The sequence below is a fragment of the uncultured Aquincola sp. genome, from assembly GCF_964001545.1.
In the GTDB taxonomy this organism is placed as follows: domain Bacteria; phylum Pseudomonadota; class Gammaproteobacteria; order Burkholderiales; family Burkholderiaceae_C; genus Aquincola.
Map to the genome: position 1 here is coordinate 1 of NZ_CAXFDV010000414.1, position 4,513 is coordinate 4,513.

The window sequence follows — 4,513 nt, forward strand, 5'->3', positions numbered from 1 at the left end:
GCGGTGTCCTTGAACAGCCGGCGGCCCAGCGGGTCGTAGCCATAGGTGGTGATCACGGTCGCCGCGCCCGGTGTGCTGCGGCCGTGGTGGCGGCTGGCCAGCAGGCGCTGGTGGGCGTCCCATACCAGCTCGGTGTGGCCGCTGGCGTCCTGCCGCTGGCGCAGCTGGCCGGCGCGGTCGAAGCGGTAGGCCGCGCCGTCCAGTTCGCCGCCACGCGCCCAGTCGTCCGGGCCGGCAGCGGGCGGTTCGGGGCTGGCCGCATGCACCCGGGTGCTGAGCAGGTCGCCCGCTGCATCGTGCGCATGGCGGTGCAGCAGGCCTTGCGGATCGACATGCTCGACGATGCGGCCCATGGGGTCGTGCACAAAGCGGTCGATGCCGAAGGCGTTGTCGTCGCGCGCCACCAGCTGGTCGGCTTCGTAGGCGTATCGGCGCTCGAACACGGTGCCGGCAGGGCCGGCCATGGCCTGGGCCAGCAGGCGGCCCTGCGCATCGTGCCGGCTGCGGCGGGCCAGGCCCGAGGGCCACTGTTCTTCCACCACCTGGCCCAGCGCATCGCGCGCCACGGTGGCGGCCGGGCCGCCATCCACCCGCCAGGCCAGCAGGCGGTCCAGCAGGTCGTAGGCCATCTCCACCTCATGGCCGCCGCCGATGCTGCCGCCGGTGCGCCGGCGCACGCGGTTGCCGGCGGCGTCGTAGGCCAACGCCAGCTCGAAGGTGGCGCCGTCGGCATGGGCCTGCAGCTCGTGCAGCAGCCGGCCCTCGGCATCGAAGCGGCGGCTCAGCTTCACCCAGGGGTTGGCGGCGGCCACCAGGCGGCCATTGGCATCGAAGCTCAGGCTCTCTTCCCAGACGGTGGCGCCTCGCCGGCTCTGGCGGCCCACCACGCGGCCCAGCGCGTCGCAGCGGTAGGTGATGCGCCGGCCCAGCGGGTCGGTGCGGGCGGCCAGGCAGCCGTTGGCCGTGTACTCAGTGCGCCAGGCCTGGCCCCAGTAGTCCAGCTCCTGCACCACGCGGCCGAGCGCATCGCGCTGCAGCTGGTGCCACTGGCCGCGCTGGTTGCACACGCCCACCAGGCGTTCTTCGGTGTCGTAGCGGTAGTGCACCACCGCGCCATCGGGCTGCACACGGCGGGTGATGCAGCCCAGGCCGGCATGGTCCAGCTGCAGCCGGCCGCCGCGGGCATCGACATGGGCCGTCAGGCGGTCGGCGGCATCGTGCTCATAGCGCAGCTGCTCACCGGTGGGCAGCTGCACCGCCACCAGCCGCGACTTGGCGTCGTAGGCAAAGCGGGTGATGGCGCCCAGCGCGTCCTGCCGGGCCACCACGCGGCCCAGCGCATCGTGCTGCCAGTGGGTGGCATGGCCCAGCGCATCTTCCATCGCGGCCAGTTCACCGGCCGGGCCGTAGCGCAGCCGGGTGCAGGCGCCGCGGGCATTGGTGAAGGCCACCAGCTGGCCCAACGCGTCGTACTGGTACTGGCTGACATGGCCCAGCGGCGAGGTCTGCGCCACCAGGCGGCCGGCGGCGTCGAACTGCTGCTGCCAGCAGGCGCCGGCAGGCTCGGTCACCGTCACGGCGCGGTCGTCCTGGTAGGCCAGGCTGATGGCTGCGCCATCGGGCCGCTGCAGCCGCAGCAGGTTGCCGTGGTCGTCGTAGGCCCACTCGGTGCGGCGGCCGGCCGGGTCCACCACCGCGGTGGTGCGGCCAGCATCGTCGTACTCGTACACCGTCATGCCGCCCAGGGGGTCGATCTCGTTGATGGGCAGGCCACGGTCGTCGAGCTTGACCAGGCTCACATGGCCGAGGGAGTCGGTGATGCGCCGTTCGTTCAGCGCATCCAGGTACTCGAAGCGGTAGTCGTACAGGCCGCCATCGCCCCAGCTGTGCACCACCCGCTGGCTGCCGTCGGGGGCGGCCTCGTACGTGTAGTGAAAGCTCAGGCCCACGCGGTTGGTGTGGCGCACCAGGTGATGGGCGGTGGGGCCGCTGCCGTACGCGAAGCGGTAGGGCGCACCCAGCGCATCGATCACGGCCACCAGGTCGCCGGCGGCGTCGTACTCGTAACGCACGAAGCCGTGGTCGCGGCGGGTGGCTTCGTCCACCAGGGTCACGGCCACCAGGCGGTCGTCCTGCATCGTCAGCGCCAGGCGGCGGCCGGCGGCTTCAATGAGCGCATGCGGCCGGCCGTTGCGGTAGTCGATGGTCAATGCATTGCCGCTGCGGTCGGTGATGCGCTCGATCGGCGCCAGGCCGTGGCCTGCGGCGGTGCGGCGCGCCAGCTGCTTGGCAAAGCAGTAGATGCGGCCCTCTTTGGTGAGTACCTGCCACTCGTCGCCCTGGTCGGTCAGGCGGGCGCCGTCGGTCAGCTCCAGCACCTCGCCGGCATCGCCGGGCGCGGTGGGCAGGTGGTCGAAGCTGAGCGGGCCCACGCCCGGGCCCTGCAGCAGCACGCTGCCGTCGGCCGCGTCCACTTCCAGGCGAATGTCCAGCAGCGTCTGCCAGCCGGGGCCGCACACGCCCACGTGGGCATCGGCCGACGAATAACAACGCAGCCAGTCGATGTCGATGCGGCCGGGCAGGTGGAAGTCCTGCTGCTCCACGCTCACCGCGCCGTTGAGGATGTTCACCGGCTCGGCCCGCAGGATGGTGCACTTCAGGAAGCCGGGCTTCATGTTCTTGAACAGCTTTTGCCGCAGCCGCTTGAACACGCCCATCTTGGCCAGCTTGCCCAGCCCGGCGAACACGCCCTTCATGGCCATGCCCATCAGGCTGATGGTGGGCGGCCCGCCGACGAACACCGTGGTGGGCGTGGCCAGGTTGAACACCGTGGGCAGCACCATGGCCCGCGGCCCGCCTTTTTTCTTCAGGCGGAAGGGGCTCATCATGCCGGCGGCCTGGCAGGCCAGCACCGGGTGCGCGATGTGCGACATCGGGTCGCCGTCGGCCACCACGGTGCTGCTGCCCATGAACAGCTCGTCTTCGCTGTCGGGCAGCTTGGGCGCAAACGGAAAGCCCGGCGGTATGTGCACCACCTTGCCGGCGGTGCCGGCGGTGGCGCGCTTCATGCCGCACACGGTGATGGTGGCGCCGATCACCGGCACATAGTCGAACGGATCGAACACCACCGACATGTGCGGCGTGGGCAGCGGCGTGGGCGTGGGGGCCGGCGTGGGCACCATGCACAGGTGGATGTCCACGCCCATCTGCACGTCGCCGTGCTTGGCCGCGGGCATCATGGCGCGGGACCTCCGCGCTCGGCGTCGGCCACGGCTTCGTGCGGCGGCGGCAGGGCCAGGTCGCTGTCCACCAGCCAGCCTTCACCCAGCAACCGCGGGCCTTGCGCGGCCCAGGCTGCGAAGTCGGGCGGGCCCTGGGTGACGAGCGCCTGCAGCCGGCTGCGCGCCTGTTCGGCCGCGGCTTCGGCCTCGGCGCTGCGCTGCTGCTCCACCCGGGCCAGCGCATCGGGTCGGTGCTCTTGCGTCAGGCGCGTGGCCAGCGCATCGGCCCGCTCCCGCACGCCGTCCAGCTGCTGCTGCAGCCAGCGCTTGATGCGCTGCATCGCTTCCACGCGCGGGCGGTCGATCAGCCTCAATTGGTCGACCAGGGCCACGGCCAGCGTGGTCAGGGCGCGGGCCTCGGGCTTCAAGGGCTCGGCCAGCTGCAGCACGCAGTGGCCACGCTCCTGCGCGCCAGCACGGTCGCCGGCCCGCGCGGCGCAAAAGGCCGCCATGCGAAAGGCCTCGATCGCCAGGATGGGGTTGGCATCCCGCTGGGCCACCACCGCAGCTTCGTCGTAGCAGCGGCAAGCCTGCGCATCTTCGCCTGCGGCCAGGTGCACCGCGGCTTCGCCGAAGCAGGTTTGCAGCACCAGCTTGTGGCCGCAAGGGTGCTGCGCGGCCACGGTGTCGTCGGCGGCCTGGCGGGCGGCGCGGTACACCGTCACGGCTTCGGCGTGGCGGCCCTCCTTCAGCAGCGCGCCGGCCACCATCACCCTCAGCGCCACGGCCTGGTCGGCCCAGCCTTGCTGCTGCGCAAACTGCAGCGCAACGGAGGCCTTGGCCTTGACCGCATCGGCGCCGCCGCTGGCCAGCAGCGTGACCACGCCCATCATCAGGTTGCGGAACACGGCGGCCGGGCCCACGCCGCCTTCCTGCGCAAAGGTGTCCTGCGCCAGGGCCAGGCCGTCGATGTCGAGGCGGCGGGCCACGATGCGCGCATCTTCGCCCTCCCCCGCCCGGCGGCCGCCCAGGATGGCGGCATGGCGTGGCACCTCCTGCTCGTCGGCCATCAACAGCCGCAGCCGCGGCGGCAGGCCCACGTCCAGCAGCTCACGCACCCAGCGTGCGACGCTGGGCGCATGGGCCACGGCACCGGGCATCAGCACCACCACCAGGTGCGCCTCGCGGCCCATGGCCGCATGGTGGCGCGAGCCGAAGGAGCGCAGCGCCTCGGCGAACCAGGCCGGCGTGTCGGGCATGGCCGCGGGGTCGAACTGCCAGTCGGCCGCCAC

The 4,513-nt window shown here is 72.3% G+C and carries 2 protein-coding genes; both read right to left on the minus strand.

What is annotated here, in order from left to right:
- Positions 1-3,239, minus strand: a 3,239-nt coding sequence (locus tag ABNT58_RS14125) for a DUF6531 domain-containing protein (protein WP_348754101.1), incomplete at its 3' end; no start/stop codon positions are given.
- Positions 3,236-4,513, minus strand: a 1,278-nt coding sequence (locus tag ABNT58_RS14130; protein ID WP_348754102.1) for a hypothetical protein, incomplete at its 5' end; no start/stop codon positions are given. The genes ABNT58_RS14130 and ABNT58_RS14125, both read right to left, overlap by 4 nt.